22 protein-coding genes and 1 tRNA gene are annotated in these 23,257 nt (G+C 31.4%); 11 read left to right on the top strand and 12 right to left on the bottom strand.

Annotated features, from left to right (window positions below; translation table 11 throughout):
* Position 1 precedes the first annotated feature (1 nt).
* Positions 2–1,306 (bottom strand): NAD(P)/FAD-dependent oxidoreductase, encoded by a 1,305-nt coding sequence (locus H574_RS0112845; RefSeq protein WP_027880968.1) that lies wholly within the window; start codon positions 1,304–1,306, stop codon positions 2–4.
* 94 nt (positions 1,307–1,400) lie between these two features.
* Here H574_RS0112845 and H574_RS0112850 point away from each other — a divergent pair, with 94 nt between their 5' ends.
* The 3 genes from H574_RS0112850 (at position 1,401) to H574_RS0112860 (ending at position 4,523) form a co-directional block, all read left to right on the top strand.
* Positions 1,401–2,405, top strand: a complete 1,005-nt coding sequence (locus tag H574_RS0112850) for a glycoside hydrolase family 113 (protein WP_027880969.1) — start codon at positions 1,401–1,403, stop codon at positions 2,403–2,405.
* A 3-nt stretch (positions 2,406–2,408) separates the two neighbouring features.
* Positions 2,409–3,167 (top strand): metallophosphoesterase family protein, encoded by a 759-nt coding sequence (locus H574_RS14265; protein WP_051169896.1) that lies wholly within the window; start codon positions 2,409–2,411, stop codon positions 3,165–3,167.
* 96 nt (positions 3,168–3,263) lie between these two features.
* Positions 3,264–4,523 (top strand): POTRA domain-containing protein, encoded by a 1,260-nt coding sequence (locus tag H574_RS0112860; protein WP_027880970.1) that lies wholly within the window; start codon positions 3,264–3,266, stop codon positions 4,521–4,523.
* Here H574_RS0112860 and H574_RS0112865 read toward each other — a convergent pair.
* The 9 genes from H574_RS0112865 to H574_RS0112905 form a co-directional block, all read right to left on the bottom strand.
* Positions 4,520–5,329 carry a TIGR04283 family arsenosugar biosynthesis glycosyltransferase gene (locus H574_RS0112865; protein WP_027880971.1) on the bottom strand — a complete coding sequence of 270 codons (810 nt, stop codon included), beginning with the start codon at positions 5,327–5,329 and terminating at the stop codon, positions 4,520–4,522. The two genes, H574_RS0112860 and H574_RS0112865, sit on opposite strands and share 4 nt — an antisense overlap.
* Positions 5,322–6,020 carry a DUF547 domain-containing protein gene (locus tag H574_RS0112870; RefSeq protein WP_027880972.1) on the bottom strand — a complete coding sequence of 233 codons (699 nt, stop codon included), beginning with the start codon at positions 6,018–6,020 and terminating at the stop codon, positions 5,322–5,324. Before H574_RS0112870 ends, H574_RS0112865 begins: the two co-directional genes overlap by 8 nt.
* Before the next feature lie 61 nt (positions 6,021–6,081).
* Entirely contained in the window at positions 6,082–7,050 is a 969-nt protein-coding gene (arsM, locus tag H574_RS0112875; protein WP_027880973.1) for an arsenosugar biosynthesis arsenite methyltransferase ArsM, read from the bottom strand.
* Positions 7,051–7,124: 74 nt separating this feature from the next.
* Complete coding sequence (locus tag H574_RS0112880) at positions 7,125–7,937, bottom strand: purine-nucleoside phosphorylase (RefSeq protein WP_027880974.1); 813 nt, start codon at positions 7,935–7,937, stop codon at positions 7,125–7,127.
* Positions 7,934–8,542, bottom strand: a complete 609-nt coding sequence (locus tag H574_RS0112885) for a TIGR04282 family arsenosugar biosynthesis glycosyltransferase (RefSeq protein ID WP_027880975.1) — start codon at positions 8,540–8,542, stop codon at positions 7,934–7,936. The genes H574_RS0112880 and H574_RS0112885 overlap by 4 nt, the downstream gene beginning before the upstream one ends.
* Positions 8,543–9,034: a rhodanese-like domain-containing protein gene (locus H574_RS0112890; RefSeq protein ID WP_027880976.1), complete on the bottom strand. Its 492-nt coding sequence runs from the start codon at positions 9,032–9,034 to the stop codon at positions 8,543–8,545.
* Between the two features lies 1 nt (position 9,035).
* Positions 9,036–10,100, bottom strand: a complete 1,065-nt coding sequence (gene arsS, locus H574_RS0112895) for an arsenosugar biosynthesis radical SAM (seleno)protein ArsS (RefSeq protein WP_027880977.1) — start codon at positions 10,098–10,100, stop codon at positions 9,036–9,038.
* 3 nt (positions 10,101–10,103) lie between these two features.
* The gene (locus H574_RS0112900; protein WP_027880978.1) at positions 10,104–10,439 is read right to left on the bottom strand and encodes an arsenosugar biosynthesis-associated peroxidase-like protein; all 336 of its coding nucleotides are present in this window, start codon (positions 10,437–10,439) and stop codon (positions 10,104–10,106) included.
* Positions 10,440–10,573: 134 nt separating this feature from the next.
* Positions 10,574–10,649, bottom strand: a tRNA-Phe gene (locus tag H574_RS0112905).
* Between the two features lie 185 nt (positions 10,650–10,834).
* On the opposite strand from H574_RS0112905, the gene H574_RS0112910 reads away from it, so the two are divergent.
* The 7 genes from H574_RS0112910 (at position 10,835) to H574_RS0112940 (ending at position 18,576) form a co-directional block, all read left to right on the top strand.
* Complete coding sequence (locus H574_RS0112910; RefSeq protein WP_027880979.1) at positions 10,835–11,566, top strand: type III pantothenate kinase; 732 nt, start codon at positions 10,835–10,837, stop codon at positions 11,564–11,566.
* On the top strand, positions 11,563–12,879 hold the full coding sequence (bamG, locus tag H574_RS0112915; RefSeq protein ID WP_027880980.1) for a BamG family beta-barrel-assembly machinery protein: 1,317 nt from the start codon (positions 11,563–11,565) through the stop codon (positions 12,877–12,879). Before H574_RS0112910 ends, bamG begins: the two co-directional genes overlap by 4 nt.
* Before the next feature lie 22 nt (positions 12,880–12,901).
* Positions 12,902–14,233 carry a hypothetical protein gene (locus H574_RS0112920; RefSeq protein ID WP_027880981.1) on the top strand — a complete coding sequence of 444 codons (1,332 nt, stop codon included), beginning with the start codon at positions 12,902–12,904 and terminating at the stop codon, positions 14,231–14,233.
* Complete coding sequence (gene lptC, locus H574_RS0112925) at positions 14,233–14,787, top strand: LPS export ABC transporter periplasmic protein LptC (protein WP_027880982.1); 555 nt, start codon at positions 14,233–14,235, stop codon at positions 14,785–14,787. The genes H574_RS0112920 and lptC overlap by 1 nt, the downstream gene beginning before the upstream one ends.
* A 55-nt stretch (positions 14,788–14,842) precedes the next feature.
* Positions 14,843–15,028 carry a hypothetical protein gene (locus H574_RS0112930; protein ID WP_027880983.1) on the top strand — a complete coding sequence of 62 codons (186 nt, stop codon included), beginning with the start codon at positions 14,843–14,845 and terminating at the stop codon, positions 15,026–15,028.
* Positions 15,028–16,317, top strand: coding sequence for a hemolysin family protein (locus H574_RS0112935; RefSeq protein ID WP_027880984.1), 1,290 nt, complete (start codon positions 15,028–15,030; stop codon positions 16,315–16,317). Before H574_RS0112930 ends, H574_RS0112935 begins: the two co-directional genes overlap by 1 nt.
* A gap of 132 nt (positions 16,318–16,449) precedes the next feature.
* Positions 16,450–18,576: a peptidylprolyl isomerase gene (locus tag H574_RS0112940; RefSeq protein ID WP_027880985.1), complete on the top strand. Its 2,127-nt coding sequence runs from the start codon at positions 16,450–16,452 to the stop codon at positions 18,574–18,576.
* Positions 18,577–18,659: 83 nt separating this feature from the next.
* Here H574_RS0112940 and H574_RS0112945 read toward each other — a convergent pair whose 3' ends face one another.
* Together H574_RS0112945 and H574_RS0112950 are read right to left on the bottom strand one after the other, a co-directional pair.
* Complete coding sequence (locus tag H574_RS0112945) at positions 18,660–19,568, bottom strand: GYDIA family GHMP kinase (protein WP_027880986.1); 909 nt, start codon at positions 19,566–19,568, stop codon at positions 18,660–18,662.
* Positions 19,569–20,867, bottom strand: a complete 1,299-nt coding sequence (locus H574_RS0112950) for a hydroxymethylglutaryl-CoA reductase, degradative (protein WP_027880987.1) — start codon at positions 20,865–20,867, stop codon at positions 19,569–19,571.
* Positions 20,868–21,046: 179 nt separating this feature from the next.
* Here H574_RS0112950 and H574_RS0112955 point away from each other — a divergent pair, with 179 nt between their 5' ends.
* A complete protein-coding gene (locus tag H574_RS0112955; RefSeq protein WP_027880988.1) occupies positions 21,047–23,233 on the top strand; it encodes a S9 family peptidase in 2,187 nt (728 codons plus the stop codon).
* Positions 23,234–23,257 lie beyond the last annotated feature (24 nt).

The raw sequence follows: 23,257 nt of genomic DNA on the forward strand, positions 1-23,257 counted from the left end.
GTTAGTTAGTTTGTAAGGTGTTATTGTACGTTTCTTTTATCTCGTTTTCAAATCTTTTGTAAAATTCTGGATCAAAATTGGCTTGTTCTAGATGATTAATGACATAGTCTAAATCGCGTTTTTCGGTAAGCCATTTGTCAAAAACTTCGTGTCGCATTCTTATGCCAAAGGTATTGATGCCTAAGAACTCGTTAGTGTCTCTGTGATAAGCTATGGTCATACATTTGGTGTCGTCTTCATGTTTCCAGTGAAAATGAGCTTCGTAATCCGGTTTTCCTTTTTTACCATGAACCCAACCATAGGTTTGGTATTCAATATCTAAAAATTTTGCGCTGTTAAACCAATGTCCTGGCTTATATTCTAGTTTATTGCCACAAATGGTTTGTGCTAAAGTTTCGCCCATCATACGTCCTGTGTACCAAACCGCTTCAATTGGTCTACGATTACCAATCGCTTCGCGCTGTTCGGCACAATCACCAATAGCATACACATCTTTAATGTTGGTTTCTAAAAAACGATTCACCAAAACGCCTTTGTTGGTTTCAATATTACTTTCTTTTAAAAAAGAAATATTAGGTGAAACACCAGCAGTTAAGCCTACAAAATCACAAGGAATTTCTTCGCCAGTGTCTTTAATAATGATGGATTTTACTTTTCCGTTTTCATCAGAAATAATTTCTTTTAAATTAGTTGAAAGCCTTAAATCGATATGATGATTTTTAATGTGTCTGTTTATCATTTGGCTTTCGCCTTCTGGCAAAACGCTATTCCAAAAACTACTTTCACGCACCAAGAAAGTCACAGGAATATTTCTAGAATTCAACATTTCTGCCAGTTCAATACCAATTAATCCGCCACCAACAATGATGGCGCGTTTACAGACTTTGTTGTTAGGCGCATAAATTTCAAGGTTTTCTAAATCTTGTTTACTGTACAAGCCTTGTACGCCTTTTAGATCTTCTCCTGGCCAACCAAATTTATTAGGTTTACTACCTGTTGCGATGACTAATTTATCATAGCTCATTTGGTCACCTTCTGTAAAATGAATTGTTTTATTGTCGGTATCAATACTGTTGACGTAGCCTTTTTTTAAGTCGATATTATTTTTCTTCCAAAACCAATTTTCATAAGGTTGTGTGTGCTCAAACTTCATATGTCCCATATAGACGTACATTAACGCCGTTCGCGAAAAAAAGTAATCACTTTCAGCAGAAATAATAGTGATTTTTTTATCAGATAATTTTCTAATGTGTCTTGCTAAAGTCACGCCAGATATTCCATTACCTATTATGGCTATGTGTTCCATACAATTAGTTTAGTTAGGCTTTAAGTCGAAGCTTTTGTTAAAACCTTAATTACATTATTCAACTTTGTTTAAATTTATAAATAAATTAACAGTTATGAAGCACTTTTCACTTTTGTGTATGGTCTTATTATTGGTTTCGTGTAGCATGACTTTGCCTAAAACAGAAAAAATTAATGGTGTAAGTTTTGTGGCTTCTCGCGATAGTATTTCAGAAGAACATACAAAACCAGTAGTAAATTTAAATGCTAATTATGCTGCGATTATGCCATTTGGATTTATAAAAAGTTTAGAACATCCAGAAATTATTTATAATACCGATAGACAATGGTTTGGCGAAACTGATAAAGGTGTAAAACAGTACATTAAAGCACTTAAAAAACAACAAATTAAAGTAATGATAAAACCTCAAATATGGGTTTCTCATGGTGCTTTTACTGGTTTTATAAAAATGAAAAGTGAAGAAGAATGGCAAGAACTAGAACAGACTTACGAAAACTTTATTTTAGATTTTGCTAAAGTAGCCGAAGACATCAACGCCGAAATGCTTTGCATTGGTACAGAACTTGAAAATTTTGTAACACATCGACCAAAGTTTTGGACGCAATTAATTAAAAAAATTAGAACGATTTACAAAGGTAAACTTACATATGCAGCCAATTGGAACGAGTTTACAAAAACACCATTTTGGGCAGATTTAGACTACGTTGGAATAGATGCGTATTTTCCTGTAAGTGATTTAAAAACACCAACTGTAGAAGATTGTTTGCAAGGTTGGAATGCGCATTTATCAGATATTAAAAATGTTCAAAAAACCACAAAAAAGCCTATTTTGTTTACCGAATTTGGTTACCGTAGTTTTGATTTTTCTGGAAAAAAACCATGGTTAACCGGTAATTACGACGCTAATCCAAACCTAGAAGCGCAAGTAAATACTACAAAAGCTTTATTTAAAACCTTTTGGGAAGAAGATTGGTTTGCAGGCGGATTTGTCTGGAAGTGGTTTCATAATTATGAGCAATCTGGAGGAGCAAAAGACAACATGTTTACACCACAAAATAAACCTGCCGAAGATATTATTAGGCAATATTATAAAAAATAATCTATGAGAACATTAGTTATTGGAGATATACATGGCGGATTAAAAGCGCTAATTCAACTATTGGAGCGCGCAAAAGTTTCAGAAGAAGATTGTCTTATTTTTTTAGGAGATTACGTAGATGGTTGGAGCGAATCTGCTCAAGTAATTCAATATTTAATAGCATTGTCTAAAACTAATACTTGTATTTTTATAAAAGGAAATCATGACGCTTGGTGTGAAGATTGGCTTAGAGAAAACTTGATTAATCAATCTTGGTATCAACATGGTGGAAAAGAAACTATTGAAAGTTATAATACTTTTTCTGATGAAGAAAAGCAGTATCACTTACAATTTTTTGAAGCAATGCAAATGTATCACTTAGATGAACATGATAGGCTGTTTATTCATGCAGGATTTACATCTGTTCATGGTGTTGAAAGAGAATACCAGATTGAGAATTTTTATTACGATCGTACACTTTGGGAAATGGCAATAACCATGGATAAACGCATTGAAAAAGACTCAGAATTATACCCAAACCGATTAAAACATTACACCGAAATTTTTATTGGTCATACACCAACTATCAGGTTTTCTCAAAATCAACCAATGCACGCTGTTAATATTTGGAATGTAGATACTGGTGCAGCATTTACGGGTAAATTATCGGCAATAGATTTGGATACAAAACAGGTATTTCAAAGCGATGAAGTTTACAAAATGTATCCTAACGAATCTGGAAGAAATACTAATCCATATCGTTTAATTAAAAGAAAAAAATAAGCTTAAAGGTTTAGTTAAGTATTTAAACGTAAGGTTGTAAAGATAGTTAAGACTAATAATTATCAAATTGAGTGATACTAACTAAACATCATTAATATGTCTATAAAATATTTACAAACCATTTTATTTTCATTGCTATTTACAATCGCTTTTTCTCAAAACGTTTCAAATTTTAAAATTGAAGGTAATAAAAAACTAAAGACTTCTTTTATAAATAAAGTTTCTCGGCTTTCAGAGCAATCTGTGTTAGATTCAACTTTAATAGAAGAAGATATCAAGCTTTTAAAACGCCTTCCATCTATTGCTCATGCAAATTATACAACTAAAAAACTACAAGACGGTACTTATGAAGTGGTTTACATTGTAGAAGAAAATTTTACAATTATTCCTTCAGTAAATGTGTATACATCTAATGATGATGAGTTTGCGTACAGATTAGGATTGTACGAGTTTAACTTATTTGGTCAAAACATGACTTTTGGTGGTTTTTATCAAAAAGATATTTATAGCTCATATGGTGTAAATTTTAGAGCGCCTTTTTTGTTTAATAGGAAATTTGGTCTTGCAGTAAATCATATGGATTGGCAAACACAAGAACCAGTGTTTTTTAATTCAGGAACTGTAAATTATAAATATCAAAATACATCTTATGAGGTACTTGGTTTATATCAGCCAGATTTTAATAATCGACTAGAACTAGGATTAAACTTATTTAAAGAGAATTACGATTATCTAGAGGATCAAACCATTTCAAACCAGTTTAAAAATATTAGTGCTAATAAAGTGATGGTTAAAGGACTTTATGAGTATAATAATCTTGATTTTGAATATCAATACGTAACAGGTTTTAAAAGTTTGCTAAATCTGCAATATGTAATGTCTAATAATGATGTCTTACCAACATTTTTAATAGGTTGGAACGATTTTAACTATTACAAAAAAGTAGGAGAAAAAGGCAATTGGGCATCAAGATTACGATTAGGTTTGGCTACTAATAATGATAGTGCTTTTGCACCGTTTTCTTTAGATAATAATTTAAATATTAGAGGTGTTGGTAACACCATAGATCGTGGAACAGGAGCAATAGTTTTAAATACAGAATATAGACGTACTTTATATGAAAAAGGTTGGTTTGTGTTGCAAGGTAATGCATTTGTAGATGCTGGAAGTTGGCGAAATCCTGGAGGGAATTTTACCGATTTTGTAACTTCAGATAACATTAGAGTTTTTCCTGGTCTAGGATTACGTTTTATACATAAAACTATTTTTAATGCTGTATTTAGAATTGATTACGGTTACGGAATTTCTAAAAACGATGCAAGAGGTTTTGTGTTTGGTATTGGCCAATATTTTTAAGAAATGTGCTTCTTGTAATACTTGTGCAAATCTATAGCCGAAGCGCCAAGCCATTTTTTTAAATATATCATCCAAAAATGATATTGAAGTTTAAACACACCATGTTTTTTATATAACCTTGAAGAAGTAATTATAGGTGTGTTAATTACAATAAATTGATTGCAATCATATAACTGACTTATAAAAATATTGTCTTCATAAATAATATAAGACTCATCAAAACCACCAATTTTATTAAACAATGCTTTTGAAACAAATAAACTTTGGTCGCCGCCACGACATGCTTTAAAATTAAATTTTGTAAACCATCCAGCCATACGTAGCCACCAATGGTTACTATCAAATTTTAATCTAAAACAACCTGCGTGATTATCCTTTTGTATTTCATTTAAAATGAATTGATCAAAGTGTTTTGGAGGAAAAGAATCGGCATGTAAAAAATATAATATAGTTCCTGTAGCAGCTTTTGCGCCAATATTCATCTGTTTGGCACGTCCTTTTTTGGAATTCAATAAGACAATTTTTGTTCTATCTTCAGCGTCAGTTCGAGTGAAGTTTTCTGTTGGAAATTTTGTATCGAGAACTTTTCTAGCATCTCGATTCAATGCTTCATTACAATCAGAATCACTTGATGCGTCGTTAATCATTTTCTCAACTATTTCAACCGAATTATCAGTACTTCCTCCATCTATAACAATAAGTTCTAATTGGTCCTTTTGTTTAGCATTTTCAATAAGATATTGAAGCAATTTGCCAATGTGTTTTGCTTCATTTAACATAGGAATTATAATAGAAATTCTATTCATTTAAATTCCAATTATAATCTTGATAGTTAATTTTTGCGTCTTTAGAAATTGTAGTTAAAGTGTATTGATTTATAAAATCAATAACAGATCCGTTAGTTTCAAAATCTTTTCTAAACCACTTGAAAATTTTAGAGAGTTTTAATTGATTTTTAGTGATTTCATTTTTTGTATTATCAGCTAAAAATTCTTTTGTTGCTTTAGTTAATTGAGCATCTAAAGTATTTGCTTTAAAAGCTTTGTTTTGAAGTTTAGGACAAGAAATTGATGCGCAAACAATAGCAAAATGAATTCGAGGTTCGTTCATTTTTCTTAGAATATCGTGTTCAATTTCATCTAAATTATAACTGAGATTTGCAGTTTTCCATAATCGTTGTTTCCAAGGATTTTTTATGTCTTTGATAGATTTTATTGGGTAATGACGCACAATTAAATCTACAGTCAATACATTGTATTGATTAATCCAGTAGGCTAATTTTTCATTTTTAGTAGCATCATCTGAAGGCGTATTTTTAGCTAAATATGATATGTAGTCTTTAAGTTTTACAGAATCTTTTTTGAAAGACTTGTAATTTACTTCTCCAGATTCTGAAACGTGTTTAGATAATAATTCTGACCATAATTTATGATCTAAATCTTGAGAAAAACCAAAAAACGTCCAACTAAAAATAAATAGATAAATAAAGTGTTTCATAATAATTTTAAGTTTTAATTAGACGTTTTTTGAATTTTAGATTTCTGCTTTCGCAGAAATTTTAGCAACATCCGCCACCATCGTAATGGAAGGTAGATTCGCTAATAAAAATATCATCTCTGCCAAGACTAGCTAAAGCGCCAGCAGTTTTATCGCAAATAGCCAATGGTTGGTTTTTTAATAAAACGTGACCAGCTTTATCATCAAAATAATCGTCTTCACCATAATAAATAGCTGCTTTACCTGTAAAAATGCAAGGTCCATCTGCAGGCATTGGATCTTTTATAGCGGCTACTTCTATAGATTCTATATAGATTAGCTCGTCTGTTGGGTAATGTTTTGGGTCTAAAATACGGTATGGTTTTCGGGCTCTAATTTCGATAGTTCCAAAACCAGCATCGGTTAAAGCTTTTACATACTCAGCAATTGGTAAACTACCGCTTAAACAAAGCGCACGTAATCTTTCGTCGTTGCGTAACGTATCATTCATTGGTTGTTCGCAAGTTGGATCACTCATCACTAAACGACCATGAGGTTTTAAAACACGGTACATTTCGTCTATTGCTTTCTTTAATTCTTCAGCTTTAAAAATATTGAATAAGCAGTTTTGCGCTGCAACATCAATGCTATTATCTTCAACAGGTAAGTGTAAAGCATCTCCTTTTTTAAGATCTACAAATTCACTTTTAAACCAAGTGTTTTGAGCTTCGGCTTCTTTAAAATTTTTACGTGAAGCGTCTAACATTTCATCTACAACATCTACACCGATAACGCCATTTTTTTGTCGAGAAAAATAAGCGAATTGCAGTAACTCCATTCCGCCACCAACACCAACGTAAAGTATTTTTGGACTGTTAGTTAAATCTCGAGGATGAACGGTTGATCCGCAACCATAATTCATCTCTTGCATAATTTTTGGGATTTTTAATCCTGGTAATTCCCAAATAGGATTTGTAGTACAACATAAGCCTACATCTGGTGTTAGTGCAGCTTCTTTGTAAACGTCTTTTGTGGTGTTTAAGTAACTCATAGTTTAAGTATGCAGTTGGTAGAAATCAGTCTTTAGTTTTAATTATAAACTGAGTGCTGAAAAACTACTAACTATTATAATGTTTCTATTAAATCTTTAAATAAAGTAATCATATCAGGTTCGGCTTTGTTAGCCATAGCTATAATTTCTTGTATATCTACTGGTTTTAAATTTTCTGGGTCACATTCGTCTGTTAATACAGAGACTGCAGCAACTTTTAAATTTAAGTGATTTGCGACTATAACTTCTGGTACGGTGCTCATTCCTACAGCATCTGCGCCAATAGTTTTTAGCATTCTGTATTCTGCTCTAGTTTCTAATTGCGGACCAACAACACTTGCATACACACCTTCATGTAAAGAAATATTATGTTTTTTCGCTATAGTTTTTATTGCGCTGTTAATGTCTAAATTGTAAGGAGCACTCATGTCTACAAAGCGTTCTCCTAAAGCTTCTACACCTTGAAAAGCTAATGGCGAACTACCTTGTAAGTTAATATGATCGTCTATTAACATAAGTTCGCCTTTTTTAAAATCTAAATTTATAGCTCCAGCAGCGTTAGAAACTAATAAAGTTTTTATACCTAATTTTTCCATCACTCTAACAGGATAAGTTACATCTTGTAAGGTGTACCCTTCGTAAATATGAAAACGACCTTGCATGACAATTACTTTTTTGCCTGCTAGTTTACCAAAAATTAATTTGCCTTTATGAAACTCGACTGTAGCTGTAGGGAAGTGCGGAATATGATTATAACTTACTTCTGCAATGGTTTCTAGATGACTTGGTAATTGTCCTAAACCAGTGCCTAAAATAATCCCTATTTCTGGTTGTTCAAATCCTTTATCTTTTAAATAATCTACAGTTTTATTAATGTATTTTATCATGGTTTAATTAATGCTTTTAAATCGTTATATTTTTCTATGTCGCTATAAACGTCAATATCGTTTAAGGTCTCTAACAAAAATACATTTTCTTGCTCTAAATTGTCTAAAGTTTCTTTTAAAACGCTACTTGTTCCCCAATTTTTATTTTGAAATAATTTAGCGTGTAATACCTTCATTCCTAATAAATAATAACCGCCATCTTCGGCAGGTCCAAGCACGACATCATTGTCTTCTAAAGCTTCAAACGCTTGGTTAATGTGTTCTATTTTTAAGTCGTAAAGGTCACTGCCAACTATAACTATTTTTTCATAATCATTTTCAAAACCGTGTTTAAAAGCATTTGCCATTCTTTGACCTAAATCATTACCGTGTTGTTGATGTTTTTGATAAATAGAGTTGTCCCAAACGTCGTTTTCTCTAATTTTTACAGAATAATAGACAGCTTTATCGCAGGTTAATGGTCTCAACACACTTTCGGTATGCTCTAATAATTTTTTATATATCGCTAAAGCGGAAGGATTGCCAATAGTTTTAGCTAACCTTGTTTTTACTTTTCCTAATTCTGGATTACGTGTGAATGTTATGATGAGATTTTTCTGATTCATTTAAAAAACTTTTTCACCTTTAGTTAACCATTTAGACCAATTTTTGTCGTAAACATGTACTTTTTCAGTTGCTTTTTCATTTAAATCAAAAACTGAAAAATTGTTATTTTTCCATTCAAAAATACCACCATACAAATTGAAAACATTGGTGTAACCTTCATCTTTTAATTGCTGAGCAATTTTTGCGGATCGTACACCAATAGAGCAATACACGACAATTATTTCGTTTTTATCAGAAATAAGTTGAGCTGTTTTTTCTATGTCGAAATTTTCAAAATCTACAAATACAGCATCTTTTAGATGACTTATTTTATATTCTTCAAAACTTCTAGCGTCCAAAATTTTAGCTTTGGTTTTTGGCATTGCTAACTCTTGTACACTAATGTAAGGTATATCAGAACGATTGTGTTTTTTCAATACATCATTTAAAGTTTTTTGCCCAAAACTTTGAACTCCTATTAAGGTAAATATGTATAAAAAAACGACTTTCATTTTAAGCTACAGTACCTTGACAACTACTTCCTGCGCCAGCAGTACAACCATAACAATGTTGAGAAATTATGATATCTCTGTTTTGTAAAACTTCTTCATTATAGTTGCTAATATGTTTAGTTTTACTAGCGACTTTTAAATCTAGCATTTGATTAAAATCGCAGTCGTATAAATAACCATCCCAACTTACAGATAGTGTATTTGTGCACATTACATTTGCTACTGCCGAAGGATTAAATGCATCTACTAAAGCGTACATGTAATCTTCATAATTTTCACTAGCAATTAGGAAATCTAAAAAGCGGCTAATAGGTAAATTAGTGATTGAAAATAAATTATGAAATTGAATACCAAAATCTTCAAGCAAAGCCTTTTTAAAATCTTTTTCCATTGCAGCTTGATTAGCCGGTAAGAAAGCGCCAGATGGATTATAAACTAAATCTAATTTTAGATTGCTGTCTGGCATACCATATCCAACAGCATTTAAATCTTTTAGAGCTTGTATGGATTGGTCAAAAACACCTTCGCCACGTTGTTTATCTGTTTTTCCTCTTGTCCAGTGTGGCATTGACGATACTACATGTACGTTATGTTTTTTAAAGAACTCTGGTAAATCGTGATATTTTTTATTAGCTCGAATAATAGTTAAGTTAGAGCGAACAATAAAATCTTTAATTCCTACTTTAGCTGCCTCTTCTACAAACCATCTAAAATTAGGATTCATTTCTGGTGCGCCACCAGTAAGGTCTAAAGTATGTGCGCCTGTAGATTTTATAACATCTAAGCATTGTTGCATAGTTTCTTTCGTCATAATCTCTTTACGGTCTGGTCCGGCATCTACATGACAATGCTCGCAAACTTGATTGCACATATATCCTACATTAATTTGTAAGATTTCTAAAGGTTTTGGTTTAAGGGGAAATTGATTGCTTTCTGCAATTTTATCTTTAAAAGTGGGTAATTCGCCATTAGCAAAAATGCCATTTGACAAAATCTCTAGCTGTTTATTGGTTTTTGCTAATTCACTATCGCGTTTATGTAAAGATTGAGTTTTTAATTTAGACATAAATTAACCTTCTAATTTATTCACTTTATTCATCATTTGCACACCATGTACTAAAGAGGCGCCGCCACGTATTGCACCAGCAACATGTAAGGCTTCCATCATTTCTTCTTTAGTGATTCCGCGTTGTAAACCGTCTCCAGTGTATGCATCAATACAATATGGGCATTGAATTGTGTGAGCAACAGCTAAAGCGATTAAAGATTTTTCTCTTTCAGATAATGCGCCTTCTTGAAAAACGGTATTGTAATAATCGAAAAATTTAGAACCAAGCTCTTCGTTCCAGTCAGAGATTTTTCCAAATTTTCTTAAATCGGTAGGATCATAGTAAGTTTTTGACATAATTGGTGTTTGTATTTAGTTACGTAAAAAGTGAAATTACAGTTTTATGTCGAAAAAAATATTGGCTTATTACATTTTTTTTAAAAGAAGATTGTAAAAACCAAAAAACCCGAACAAATTGTTCGGGTTTTTAGTGGTGGTGCCTCCAGGAATCGAACCAGGGACACAAGGATTTTCAGTCCTTTGCTCTACCAACTGAGCTAAGGCACCAGTTGCATTATTGCGGATGCAAATATATATTCATTTTTAAAACTGACAAAACAAAAAATGGAAAAAATAAAATTTGTTTTAAAACTTTCATTGTTTGAATGTGTATTTGTCTCTAATTCAATATTATAAATAAATTAAGAAAATTTATGATTCGGTTTTGTAAATTTGGCACTTTTGGTAATTGTATGAACTTAATTATTGACGTAGGAAATACTAGTATAAAGCTTGCTGTTTTTGAAGAAAAAAAACTTTTGATTAAAAAGGTTGTTTTAGAAGAAGGTTTGATTGAAGCAGTAAATAATCTAAATAAAGATTATAAAGATATTAAACATGTAATAGTATCTTCTGTAGGAAATTTGGGAGAAGACATAAAAGCGTATTTAACTAAAAATTATCAGGTTTTATTTCTTTCACATCAAACCAAAATTCCTTTTAAAAATTTATATGCAACACCAAATACATTAGGTATTGATAGAATAGCTTTAATAGCAGGTGCTGTAAATCAATTTCCTAATAAAAACGTATTAGTTATAGATGCTGGTACATGTATAACGTACGATTTTATTAATTCTAAAAATGAATATTTAGGTGGCGCAATTTCACCAGGATTAAGAATGCGTTACAAGGCTTTACATAATCAAACAGCCAAATTACCGTTATTAGAAACTGAGGAGATTGAAAGTATTACAGGTAATACAACCAAAACATCAATTAATAGCGGTGTTGTTAATGGATTAAGTGTAGAAATTGATGGGATAATAGCCCAATACAAAGAAAAATTTAGTGATTTAACAATAATTTTAACAGGCGGAGATGCTAATTTTTTGTCTAAACAATTAAAAAGTAGCATATTTGCCAACTCAAATTTCTTGCTGGAAGGCTTGAATTTTATTTTACTCAACAACATAAGCGAATGATAAAAAAACTTTTAATAGTTTTTATTGCATTAATAGCAATTCAAAGTAAAGCACAACAAGGAGGCGGATCTCCATATTCTTTTTATGGAATAGGAAGTTTGAAGTTTAAAGGATCTGTAGAGAATAGAAGTATGGGAGGAATGGCTGTCTATAAAGACAGTATACATATTAACTTTACAAATCCAGCAACTTTTGGAGATAATAACATTGCTAGTTTTAAAAATGAAAGTAGACCTGTAAAGTATACAGTTGGAGGAAGTCACTCTGCATCAACATTAAAATCAAATTCTAGTAGTGATAAATCTAATACAACTTCTTTTGATTATTTAGCACTTTCTGTACCTATAAATAAGTTTGGTTTTGGGTTTGGACTTTTACCTTACAGTTCTGTAGGTTATAAATTAAACAACTTTTTAGATAATGGTAATCCAGAAGCTAGATATGAAGGAAGCGGAGGAGTTAACAAAGTATTTTTATCTACAGGATATCAATTAACAAAATCCTTAAGTATTGGTGCAAATGCAGATTATAACTTTGGTAATATAGAAAACTCAACGCTTGTTTACGGATATAACACAGAAGGAGATTTATTATCATATCACTCTAAAGAAACAAACTCTTCTAGCTTAAGCGGTTTAAGTTTTAATTTTGGATTGCATTTTAGAGAGATGATTTCAGATAAACTAGAAATACAATCTTCTTTTACTTATGCGCCAGAGTCTAATTTAACATCAAAAAACGAAAGACTATTTTCTACAGTAACAATAAATTTTGATGATGGTACCGAAACTTTTATAAATCAATTTGATGCAGACTTAGAAGCAAATAATTTAGATGAAACAACATTAACGTTACCATCTAAGTATAGTATTGGCGTTGGTTTAGGACAACCACGTAAATGGTTTGCAGGTATAGAATATACAGCACAACAAACTAGTAAGTTTAACAATCCACTTTACGCAAATACAGGTACGACTTTTGAAGACGCATCAAAACTATCTATCGGTGGATTCTACATACCAGAGTATAACGCGTTTTCAAGTTACTGGAAGAAAACAGTTTACAGAGCAGGATTGCGATTTGAAAATACTGGTTTAAATATCAATAATCAAACTATAAATGAGTTTGGCATGTCTTTTGGAGTAGGATTACCAGTAGGAACACCAAGAACACCATTTTCTAACGCAAATATAGGATTAGAGTTTGGAAAACGAGGGACAACAGATGCTAACTTAATAAAAGAAAACTTTGTTAATATCAATATAAGTTTATCGTTAAACGATTGGTGGTTCCAAAAAAGAAAATACAACTAAAACAAGATAAAAATTAATAATTATGAAAACTAAGATTACATTACTAATCGCGCTATTTTTTAGTTTAAGCTTTGGTTTTTCTCAAAACGAACAAGAGTGTGGTACAAAATTATCTTTAATGGCAGAAGCTGCTAAAGCTAAAAACTATGAAGCTGCATATGCGCCATTTAAATGGTTAAGAGAAAACTGCCCAAAGTATAATCTTGCTATTTATCAATACGGAGAGAAAATTTTAGAAAACTTTGTTGAAACTAAAGAAGATAAAAAAACTTACATCTTAGAATTAACAGAGATGTGGAATGATAGAGTTCAATACTTCCCAAGTAAAACTGAAGCGGGTAAAGTAATGGTAGACGCATGTCTTCTTAAGTACGACAATAAAGAAGCTTTAGGTTTATCTACTCAGCAATTATATGATTGTTTTGATAACGCTTACAAAACAGATAAAGAAAACTTTACTAGTACAAAAGGTCTTTATTTATACTTTAAGTTAGCTGTAGATTTATATGATGCAGGAAGTATGACCGCACAACAGTTATTTGATAAGTATGATGATGTTGCAGAAAAAATTGAATACGAAGTAGAAGATAACACTAACAAGTTAAACAAGTTATTAGCTAAAAAAGATGCTGGTACTGCTTTATCTAAGAGAGAAGTTAAGTATGAAAAATATCATGGTCAAATGATTGATGCTTTTGGTAAAGTAGCAGATGGTATAGACTCTCAATTAGGTAAAAGAGCAAATTGTGATAATTTAATACCGCTTTATACTAAAAACTTTGATGCTAATAAAGATAATGCAGAATGGTTACAAAGAGCATTAAATAAAATGTATCAAAAAGAGTGTACAGATGACCCATTATTCATTAAAATAGTAAATAGAAAATATGAGTTATCTCCAGATGCAGATACAGCATACTACTTATACTTAAAAACAGGAGAAGAAAGATATTTAACAGAGTCTTTAAACTTACAAACAGATCCGTTTAAAAAGTCTAAGTTAGTTAAGAAGATTGCATTAGGCCTTAAGAAAAGAGGTAGCTTTGGTAAAGCAAGACAATACTTCCAAGAAGCATTAAGTCTAAATCCATCAGATAAAACACCTCATATCTATATAGCTTCTATGTATGCTAGTAGTGCAAATAGCTGTGGTGATACAACTTTTAATAAGCAAGCTGTATTCTGGTTAGCTGCTCAAGAGGCTTCAAAAGCAGGTAGTGCTGGAGCTAAATATGCAGAGAGTTATAATGCAAAAGCACCTTCTAAATCTCAGATTTTTAACGAAGGTAACCAAGGTCAGACTATAAAAATTGGATGTTGGATTGGTAGAAGTGTAACAGTACCAAGCTTATAATGCAAAATCAAAACTTACATATCATAAAAAACTCAGTCATAGCATTTGCTATGACTTTGTTTTTTGCATGTAAAGGCAATTTAAAGGACATTAAAAAAATGGATATGTCTGCTAACGAGCCTGTAGGTATTTCAGATAGTATTAATGTAAAATATACAGATTCTGGTCGTTTAGCAGCTAATTTAATAAGTCCAAAAATGTACGATTATAGTAATCGTAATTTTTCCTATAGCGAATTTCCTGATGGAATTTTACTTTACTTATACGATAAGCAAAATCAAAGAACAACAATTATTTCAGATTATGCTATTGTTTATAACGAAACAGATTTAATAGATTTAAGAGGTAATGTTGTTGCTGCAACTCCAGAAAAAGATACACTTTATGCAGAGCAATTATATTACGACCAAACCAAACAATGGTTATTTACAAACTTACCTGTTACCTTTAGATCTAAAGATTACGTAACTAATGGCGAAGGTTTTGACTCTGATAGAGATTTTAATAAAGCCGAAGTTTTAGGAGTTACCGGTCAATTTGCAGTTACAGAATAATTGTAGCACCTTTTACTTTTTTAGTATCTTTACAGCCTAAATTATAATTCATTACATGAAATTATTTAAATTATTTCAATACGCATATATCGTATTTGCTGTATTGTTTGTTTATGATGCGTTTGCAGAATACAATAGTACAGGACAAGTAAAATACCTTTCATTATTCTTAGCGGCTTTAGCCGTATTTATGTTCTTTTTTAGAAAGAAATTCAACAATAAATTTGATAACAATAAATAATGGCAACTTCAATAATAATTATTGTTTGTTCATTATTGCTATCGGCTTTTTTTTCGGGTATGGAGATTGCTTATGTGTCTTCAAACAAAATCCATATAGAAATTGAAAAAAAGCAAGAAGGTTTTTTAGCGCAAATACTAACAAAAATTACTGCTAAACCTTCCAAATTTATTGCAACTATGCTTATTGGTAATAATATAGCATTAGTTATTTATGGGTTGTTTATGGGAGATTTGTTGGTGCAGTGGTTTCAAAGCTTTTTGCCTTCAGAAAGCGGATTTGTAACCTATTTGTTAACCGATTTAAACTTGTTGACCCAAACCATAATTTCAACATTAATTATACTGTTTACTGCAGAATTTCTTCCAAAAGTATTCTTTCAGATTTATGCCAATTCACTATTAAAAATACTAGCATTTCCAGCGTATTTGTTCTATGTGCTTTTTACTTTTATTTCAGATTTTGTGATTTGGATTAGTGATGTGGTACTAAAAAAATTCTTCAAAACAGAAGGCGATCAAGTTCAACTAGCTTTTACAAAAGTAGAATTAGGTAACTATATTAGTGAGCAAATGGAAAGCGTAGAAGAACATGAAGAAATTGATACCGAAATTCAAATTTTTCAAAATGCGTTAGAGTTTTCCGAAGTAAAAGCACGCGAAGTTATGGTACCTCGTACCGAAATTACAGCGCTAGAACTTCATGATTCTGTAGACGATTTAAGCAAATTATTTACAGAAACAGGCTATTCTAAAATTTTAATTTATAAAGAAACTATAGACGAAATTTTAGGTTACGTACATTCTTTCGATTTATTCAAAAAGCCAAAAAATATAGGCTCTATGATTATGCCTATAGAGCTGGTTCCAGAAACCATGCTTATAAAAGATATCTTAAATGTACTTATCAAAAAACGAAAAAGTATAGCAGTTGTGGTGGATGAGTACGGTGGTACATCTGGTATTATGACTGTAGAAGATATTGTAGAAGAATTATTTGGAGAGATAGAAGACGAGCATGATAGCGTAGATTTAATTGAAGAACAAAAAGATGAAGATAATTTTGTGTTTTCTGCAAGATTAGAAGTAGACTACATTAACGAAACCTATAAAATAGACTTGCCAGAAGGTGAAAATTATGAAACTTTAGGCGGTTTAATTGTAGACTTTACAGAAGAAATTCCGCAACAAGACGAAATCGTAACTATTGACAATTTCGAATTCAAAATATTAGAAGTATCCAATACAAAAATAGATTTAGTAGCCTTAAAAATTAAAGAAGAAGATTAGCTTCAACTACATGAAAATCTTTATAATAGCTGCTTAATTTATTATTTGATTATTTATTATAAAAAGTACTTTTATTATTGAATAGAAAATGGTATTTTCGCCCACTATATTTCATAAAATTTATCATAGAAAATGGCAATTTTAAATAAAATAAGACAGAAAACAGTTGTATTAATTTTGGTTATCGCGTTAGCCTTATTCGCATTTATTTTATCAAGTTTATTTGATAACAAAGATGCATTATTTGGTAAATCTCAAGACGTAGTTGCAACCATTAACGGTAAAGACATAAGCAGAGTAGAGTTTATGAGTCTTGTAGAACAGCAACAACAACAAATGGGTGCAAACGCAACTTCAACTCAGGTAATGAACCGTGTATTTGATGCTAAAGTTAGAGAAGCTGTTATGGAAGGTCAGTTTGAAAAGTTAGGACTATCTATCGAAACTGATCAAATGAGAGATATTTTAAAAAATGCACTATCTACAAGCCCAGAATTTTTAAATGAAGCAGGTATATTTGATGAGTCTAAATTAAAAGTTTACATAGATAACTTAAAATCTACATCAGCTCAAGCATACCAAAACTGGGTAAATTATGAGCAGCAATTAGCAGTAGGAGCATTACAAACAGATTACTTTAACATGGTTAAAGCTGGTGCAACTGCAACTTTAGCAGAAGGAGAGTTAGATCATAAATTAGCTAATGATAAAGTAGATATTAAATATGTACAAGTACCTTACAGTTCTATAGCAGATAGTACTGTTAAAGTATCAAAATCTGAAATTAAAGATTACATTTCTAAGCATAAAAAATCTTACGAGACAGAAGCTAGTAGAAGTTTTCAATATGTATTCTTTAAAGAAGAAGCATCTGCTGAAGACGAAAAGAATATCCAAAATAGTTTAAAAGAATTATTAAACGATAGAGAAGTTTACGATGAAAATGCAGAAGACAAAAAACGTACAGAAATAGGTTTTATAAATACAAAAGATGTAGAAGATTTTGTTAATGCAAATTCTGACGATATAAAATATAACGATAGATTTTTAAAGAAGTCTGCTTTACCAGAAACTATTGCAGATACAATTTTTAATCAAGAGATTGGCTTTATCTATGGACCATACAAAGAAGGTAACTACTATAAATTATCAAAACTAGTAGATAGAACTACTTTACCAGACTCAGCAAAAACAAGACACATTTTAATACCATTTATAGGAGCTTCAAGAGCACCAGCAGATGCTAAACCAAAAGCAGAAGCAGAAGCTTTAGCAGATAGTTTATTAACAGTTTTAAAATCAGATAAATCTAAATTCTCTGAGTTTGTTACAGAATATTCTACAGACCAAGGAAGTGTAAACAACGAAGGTCGTTACGATTGGTTTGCTTACGACAGAATGGTGCCAGAATTTAGAGACTTTGCTTTTGAAGGTAAAACAGGAGATTTAGGTGTAGTAGAAACTGCATTTGGATTACATATCATTGAAGTTGAAGGTCAAAAAGGATCTTCAGATATGGTGAAAGTAGCAACTATAGCTAGAAAAATTGAACCATCAGAAGATACTAACGACAAAATATTTAGAGATGCATCTACTTTTGAAGTAAACTTAGAAAATGCAGAATTTGCAACATTAGCTAAAGAGTCTAGTTATGATGTAAGACCAATGACAGCTAAAGAATTAGACGAAAGTATTCCTGGTATAGGTAACCAAAGACAAATTGTACGTTGGGCTTTTGAAGAAGGTACAGATGTAGGAGACTACAAACGTTTTACAGTTTCTGGAGGTATAGTTATTGCACAATTAACTTCAAAATCTGAAGCAGGGTTAATGAGCGTAGAAGATGCGTCTGTAACAGCTTTACCAGAGATTAGAAAAGAAAAGAAAGCTAAGTTAATCATGGATAGAGTAAGCGCAACTACTTTAGAAGAGTTTGCAAAAGCAGAAAATCAAAATGTAAGAAGCTCTGTAGCTATCAACATGAAAAACCCAACAATTTCTGGTGCTGGTAACGAGCCAATGGTTGTTGGTACAGCATTTGGATTAAATGAAGGAGAAACTTCTGGTTTAGTAAAAGGAAATACAGGTGTATTTATGGTACAAACAACTAAAAAGACACCAGCAACAGAGTTAGAAAACTATCAGCCTTTTGCAAATCAAGTAAGTACACAAAAATTAAATTCTGTACAAAACAGATTGTACAATGCTTTAAAAGAAGCTGCTGAAATTGAAGATAACCGTGCTAATACAGTACAGTAATTTTTAAATAAAATACTATAAAAAAGCCTCTTGATTTTCAAGAGGCTTTTTTTATTGTGTTTGTTTTCAGCTTTAAATGAAAACTATAAAACCATATCAGTATAACTTAAAATGGTGTCAAACCCTTTGCTTTTAAAATACTCAGTTGGATTACTTTTGGAAGCCACCAAAACAAAATCTCCGCCCCAAGCACCAAGACTTTTTATACTTCCTCCAAAATTTTCAAAAAGTAATTGCTTTATAGGTGTTTGATTGGTTACAGAAGCAATAATCTGTTCATGTTGGTCTATTAACGATTGAAACTTCTCTAAAGTCTCACAAATCATAATTTGTTCTGTAATTGCATTTATTGCAGCAATGGTTGCTTCTAAATTGTTTCTATTAGCTTTGTAATGTGCAATACCATCTCTACTATTTTGTTTTTTATTTAAGTGAACAAAATATAGATTATTTTTAAAATTAGGATTAAAATTTAAAGTTTCAATAACTCTTTTTTTATCATTTAATTGATAAGTTAAGGCTAGGTCTTCTTGTGCACACGCAATGTCGTAACCACTACCGCCAAACGTTAATTCTAGTAATTTATAAGCATCAACATTAGCCCAGTTAGCAATATTATTAATTAAAGTTGAAGATGTGCCTAATCCCCAATTTTTAGGAAATTCTAATACAGTTGAAACTTTAAAACCTTCATCTATTAAAAAATTAGGGTTTAATTGTTTTACAGCTGTTATAATTTGTAATAAACGATCTGAGATTTCAGGATTAGTTGTGTTTTCAATTGAAACAGATTTATCTTGAAATGAAAATTTTGCACTAAACCAAACGTTTTGATTATGGTCTAAGCTGTTCCAGGTCAGTTTGTTTATTGTTTCTTTTTCAACATGAAGTGATTGTCCAAATACAGTAGGAATAGCTAATGCTTTTGCTCCATCAAGCACCACATATTCTGCGGTTAGTAATAATTTTCCGTGACTGTAATAGGTTTTCATTTATCCTCTTAATTTTTCAATCTGTTCTACAACAGCGCTATGAGAAACAGTATTGTTTTTAAAATGATCGACAATAGTTTCTTTTTCTTGTGGTGTAGCTTCAAATTGATTTAAAATATTCATTAAATGCATTTTCATGTGTCCTTCTTGAATACCTGTAGTTGTCAAGCTTCTTAAAGCAGCAAAGTTTTGTGCTAAACCAGCAACTGCTACAATTTGCATTAATTGCTTTGCTGTAGGATGATCTAGTAGATTTAAAGCTAATTTTACTAAAGGATGTAAACTTGTTAATCCGCCAACAGTACCTAAAGCTAACGGGATTTCCATCCAAAAAGTAAACACACCATTTTCAACTTTAGCATGTGTTAAACTAGAATATTGTCCATTTTTTGATGCGTAAGCATGTACACCGGCTTCTACAGCTCTAAAATCGTTACCAGTAGCCAAAACAACAGCATCAATACCATTCATTATACCTTTGTTGTGTGTTACAGCTCGGTAAGGTTCGATTTCGGCAATCTTTACAGCTTGTACAAACTTTTCGGCAAATGTATTTGGGTCAATATCTTTTTCGGCCAAATCTTCAACTTTGCAACTTACTTCAGCTCTAACTAAACATTCAGGTACGTAATTAGATAAAATACTCATCACAATCTCTACAGGCTCTGCAAGTTGTGTTTCAGCTTCAGCTTTAAATGTTTTTGCAAATTGCTCTAAACACGAATTAATAAAGTTTGCACCCATTGCATCTAGCGTTTCAAAAGTTGCATGCAATTGGTAGTAATTATCTAAATCTGTAGTTTTATCTATAAGTTGAATGTCTAAAATACCGCCACCACGTTTTTCCATGTTTTTGGTAATTGGCTTGGCATCTGTAATTAATTTCGACTTTATTTCATCAAAAAAAGAGGTTAAAGCTTCCTTTTTACCTTGATACATAAAATGAACTTGGCCAATTTTTGTTGTGCTAATCACCTTCGTTTTAAATCCGCCACGCGTTTGCCAAAATTTTGCAGCTTTACTTGCAGCTGCGACTACAGAGCTTTCCTCGATAGCCATAGGAATAGTGTAAATTTTGTCGTTAATCACAAAATTAGGAGCAACGCCAAAAGGTAAGTAAAAGTTAGTTATGGTGTTTTCTATAAACTCGTCGTGTAACTGTTGAAGTTTTTCGTCAGAGTTCCAATATTGCTTTAAAGCTTGTTTAATAGAGTCGTTTTTAGAAAAATGATGAGTTACTAACCAATCAATTTTTTCGGTTTTTGATAGTTTAGAAAATCCAGAAACTAATGCTGCCATGTAATTAAATTTAGAAATGCAAAGATACTACACTGAAGTTAACATTTTAAGTTTGGTGTAAAATTTGATTTAAATGATATTTGTAATGATGTTTTAAGTTGAATTTACTGTTAATATTTACGGTTTTTTGGCTAATTTTTAGTAAACTTGACATCCTTTTATTAAATATTTAATTTTAGATGAAAATATTCAAAATTCTTTCCCTTTTTTTAGTTTTAGCAACATCTGCTTTAACCGCTCAAAACAAGCAAATTACATTAGAAGAGATTTGGAACGGTACCTTTAGAACAGAAGGTTTACAAGCGTTACACTCTATGAAAAACGGTCAACAATATTCCGTTTTAAATTTTGATAGAGCCAATCGTGCAACAACTATAGATATTTACGATTATAAAACGTTAGAGAAGACTAAAACTTTAGTAAGTTCTGCAGATATAGATGCTATACCTTACTTTACAGATTATACGTTTAGTGAAGATGAAAGCAAAGTGCTTTTAGCTACAGAAGAAGAGTCTATTTTTAGACGATCTACTTTAGGTAAATATTTTGTTTTTGATGCAGAAACAGGAAAAACAACTTTAGTAACCGAAGACAAAATACAAGAGCCAACATTTTCTCCAGACGGAACAAAAATAGCTTTTGGTTTAAACAACAACTTGTATGTTAAAGATTTAAATTCTGGTAAAATTACTCAGTTTACTACAGATGGCGAAAAAAATAAAATCATCAACGGAATTACCGATTGGGTTTATGAAGAAGAATTTAGTTTTGTTCGCGCTTTCGATTGGAATGCAGATAGCAACAAAATAGCATTTATCAGATTTGATGAAACTGATGTTCCAGAATTTTCGATGGATGTTTATGGTCAAGATTTATACCCAACACAATCGGTGTTTAAATACCCTAAAGCAGGAGAGAAAAACGCAGAAGTGTCGCTTCATATTTATGATTTAAAAATAAATAAAGCAGAAGAAGTTAAAGTAGATAAAGCTTATAACGATTTTTATATTCCACGTATTAAATGGACCAACAATCCAGATGTTTTAAGTGCGCAATACATGAATCGTCACCAAAACGAATTAGATCTTTGGTTTATCAATGCAAAGAAAAATCAAGCTGAAATTGTTTTAGCTGAAACGGATAAAGCATACATAGATGTGACTTTCGATTTAACATTTTTAGAAGATGATAGTTTTATTTGGACAAGCGAAAAAGATGGATATAATCACATTTATCACTATGATAAAAACGGAAAGTTAATCAACCAAGTTACCAAAGGAAATTGGGAAGTAACCAGTTACTACGGTTATGATAATAAAACTGGTAGAATTTTTTACCAATCTGTAGAAAACGGAAGTGTTAACAGAGATGTTTATGCTATAAAATTAAACGGAACTAAAAAGCAAAGATTAACAGATAAAACGGGAACAAACAATGCAGATTTTAGTGCAGATTTCACTTATTTTATCAATACCTTTTCAAATGCTTCAACGCCATATTTATATACTTTAAATGATGCAAAATCTGGTAAGGTTTTAAAAGCTATAAAAGATAATAGCGATTTAAAAAATCAATTAGCAGATTATCAATTATCAGAAAAAGAATTTTCTACAATAAATGTAAATGGAAACGACCTTAACATGTGGATGATTAAACCTGCAAATTTTGATGCTTCAAAACAATATCCATTGTTCATGTTTCAATATTCAGGACCAGGATCTCAACAAGTAGCTAACCGTTGGAACAGTGCTAACGATTATTGGTATCAACTATTAGCTCAGCAAGGTTATATTGTTGCATGTGTTGACGGAAGAGGAACAGGATTAAAAGGAGCAGATTTTAAAAAAGTAACTCAAAAGGAATTAGGAAAATACGAAGTTGAAGACCAAATAGACGCTGCAAAATTATTAGGTCAAAGAAATTATATTGATGCGTCAAGAATAGGAATTTGGGGCTGGTCTTATGGTGGTTTTATGTCAAGTAACGCCTTATTTAAAGGTAATGATGTCTTTAAAATGGCAATAGCAGTAGCACCAGTAACTAGCTGGCGTTATTACGACTCTATTTATACAGAACGTTACATGACAACACCACAAGAAAACCCAAGTGGTTATGACGAAAACTCACCAATTAATCATGTTGATAAATTAAAAGGCGACTTTTTATTAATTCATGGATCAGGAGACGATAACGTACATGTACAAAATACAATGCGTATGGTAGAAGCGTTAGTGCAAGCAAACAAACAGTTTGAATTAATGATTTACCCTGATAAAAATCATGGTATTTATGGCGGTAATACAAGATTACAGTTATATACTAAAATGACAAACTTTATAAATCGTACATTAGGCGATAAACTTTAAATAAAAACTAACTAAATTATACAT

Origin of the sequence: Mesoflavibacter zeaxanthinifaciens DSM 18436, from assembly GCF_000422365.1 — a bacterium.
Taxonomy (GTDB): Bacteria; Bacteroidota; Bacteroidia; order Flavobacteriales; family Flavobacteriaceae; genus Mesoflavibacter; species Mesoflavibacter zeaxanthinifaciens.